Source organism: Bacillus sp. P4_D3, assembly GCF_056401855.1.
The window spans coordinates 1-2,620 of sequence record NZ_JBFUIN010000434.1; the positions used below are offsets into that span (position 1 = coordinate 1).

Annotated in this window: 2 protein-coding genes; both read left to right on the forward strand. The window is 39.6% G+C overall.

The genetic code is table 11. The features are described from left to right. On the forward strand, positions 1-2,006 hold a 2,006-nt coding region (gene fdhF / locus AC1DTM_RS22310; RefSeq protein ID WP_477000902.1), incomplete at its 5' end, for a formate dehydrogenase subunit alpha. 15 nt (positions 2,007-2,021) lie between these two features. Next, positions 2,022-2,504: a helical membrane plugin domain-containing protein gene (locus AC1DTM_RS22315; RefSeq protein ID WP_016104408.1), complete on the forward strand. Its 483-nt coding sequence runs from the start codon at positions 2,022-2,024 to the stop codon at positions 2,502-2,504. The last annotated feature ends 116 nt before the right edge of the window (positions 2,505-2,620 follow it).

A 2,620-nucleotide genomic window follows, 5' to 3' on the forward strand; every position in this document is an offset into this window, starting at 1 on the left:
TCGTTAATTCTGAAAAACGACTTACGAAACCTTTAATTCGTAAAAATGGAGTGTTCGTTGAATCGACTTGGGAAGAAGCGCTTCATGTAGTGGCGAATAAATTGGGCTCTATTAAAGAAGAGTACGGTAAAGGCTCTATCGGCTTTATTTCTTCTTCTAAAATTACGAATGAAGATAATTATGTTATTCAAAAATTAGCGCGTCAAGTGTTCGAAACGAATAACATTGATAACTGCTCACGTTATTGTCAATCACCAGCGACAGATGGATTGTTCCGTACAATTGGTATGGGGGGAGATGCAGGGACGATTAAAGATATCGCACAATCGGGTCTTGTTATTATCGTCGGTTGTAACCCAACAGAAGGTCACCCTGTATTAGCGACTCGTGTGAAACGTGCGCATAAACTGCACGGTCAAAAACTAATTGTTGCAGATCTTCGTAAAACTGAAATGGCAGAGCGTTCAGATATCTTTATTAGTCCAAAGCAAGGGACGGACCAAGTATGGTTAATKGCTGTTACGAAATATATGATTGATCAAGGTTGGCACGATCAGCAGTTCATCGATGAAAATGTAAACTTCTTTGATGATTTTAAAGATAGTCTCGCGGAATATACGCTTGAATATGCAGAAGAGATTACAGGTATTTCAAAAGAAACGCTCGTTAAAATGGCAGAAATGATTCGTGATGCAGATGGTACGTGTATTCTTTGGGGAATGGGGGTAACGCAAAATACCGGTGGTTCAGATACTTCCGCTGCAATTTCAAACTTACTACTTGCAACAGGAAACTATCGTCGTCCAGGTGCTGGTGCATACCCGCTTAGAGGTCATAATAACGTACAAGGTGCTTGTGATATGGGAACACTTCCAGGCTGGCTTCCAGGATATCAGCACGTTACTAACGATGTAGAACGTGCAAAGTTTGAAATAGCTTACGGAGTAAAAATTGATAACAAACCAGGTCTTAATAACATTGAAATGCTTCACGCAATTGATGAAGGTAAAATGAAAGCTATGTATCTTGTTGGAGAAGATATGGCTCTCGTAGACTCTAACGCAAATCATGTACATGAAGTGTTATCAAGCCTTGAGTTCTTTGTCGTTCAAGATGTGTTTCTTTCTAAAACAGCTCAATACGCTGATGTAGTATTACCAGCAGCGCCATCTCTTGAGAAAGAAGGTACTTTTACAAATACTGAGCGTCGTGTACAAAGGTTATATCAAGTGCTTCCAACGCTAGAAGATGCGAAACCAGACTGGTGGATCGTGCAGGCAATTGCTAATAAGTTAGGCGCAAACTGGAATTATAATCATCCAAGTGAAATCTTTGCTGAAATGGCAAGCTTATCACCACTATTCGCACACGCAAACTATGAAGTGCTTGAAGGGTGGAACAGTTTCCACTGGGGAAGTTTTGATGGAACGAATACGCCGCTTCTATTTAAAGATGGATTTAACTTCCCGGACAAAAAAGCTCGTTTTGCGATAGCTGATTGGGTACGTCCTGCTGCATTCCCAGCAGAATACGATCTTCACATTAATAACGGTCGTATGCTTGAACATTTCCATGAAGGGAACATGACGAATAAATCAACTGGTATTCAATCGAAAGTACCAGGTGTTTTCGTTGAAGTTTCTCCAGAGTTAGCAAGGGAACGTGGAGTGAAAACTGGTTCGTTAGTACGCCTTGTTTCTCCATTCGGAGCACTTAAATTAMGTGCACTTGTAACGGATCGTGTAAAAGCGAATGAGCTGTATTTGCCGATGAACTCGACAGATAATGAAACGGCGATTAATTTCTTAACAGGTCCTGCGGTCGATCAACGTACGAATACGCCTGCATATAAACAAACGAAAGTGCGTATGGAAGTGTTACAAGTAGAAGGTGAAAATCCGATGCCAAAAACGAACCCGCGTAATAAAAAGCATCATCCTCAAAACGGTATTGAGGTAAATCGTAAGTGGGCTCGTCCAGGATACGTACATTTAACGGATAACTAGGGAGGAGAAAAGAATATGGCAGCACCTATTCAAGCGATTCAGAAGCAGGAGCTAACTGAGGAAGAACTCAAACAACAAAAACTCGAAGATTTAAAAGAACTGCTAGCGAATAATGAAGAAGCTTTACATCAAATGTTTAATATAGTAGGTGAACTAAATGACATTGGGATGCTGGAAGCTGCAAATTCTATGCTGAAAGCGAAAGAACCAATCACAAAAATTGTCCTAGGCCAAGTCACTCGTGAACCAGTTACAAATTTAATTAATAATATGATGGGCGCTGCAGGAGCTTTAACAGAACTTGATCCGGAACTTACGAAAAAGCTTATAGGTAGTTTATTAGTAGGGCTGGAAGAAGGTAATGAGCATCTACAAAGCAATAAAAAGGTTGGGGTATTCGATCTTATGAAAGTACTAAAGGATCCAGATATTAATCGTGCTATCGGATTTGGTCTTCATTTCTTAAAAGGCATGGGTAAAGGGTTAAAAGAAGAATAGATAAGCAACAATAATAGTAATTCATCTTTACACTTATTTGAAATCATGTGTAAAGATGAATCTTTTCGTCTCAATTTAAGTGAATAGTTTAGATGAAAGGGTCATTTTGGTAGAAT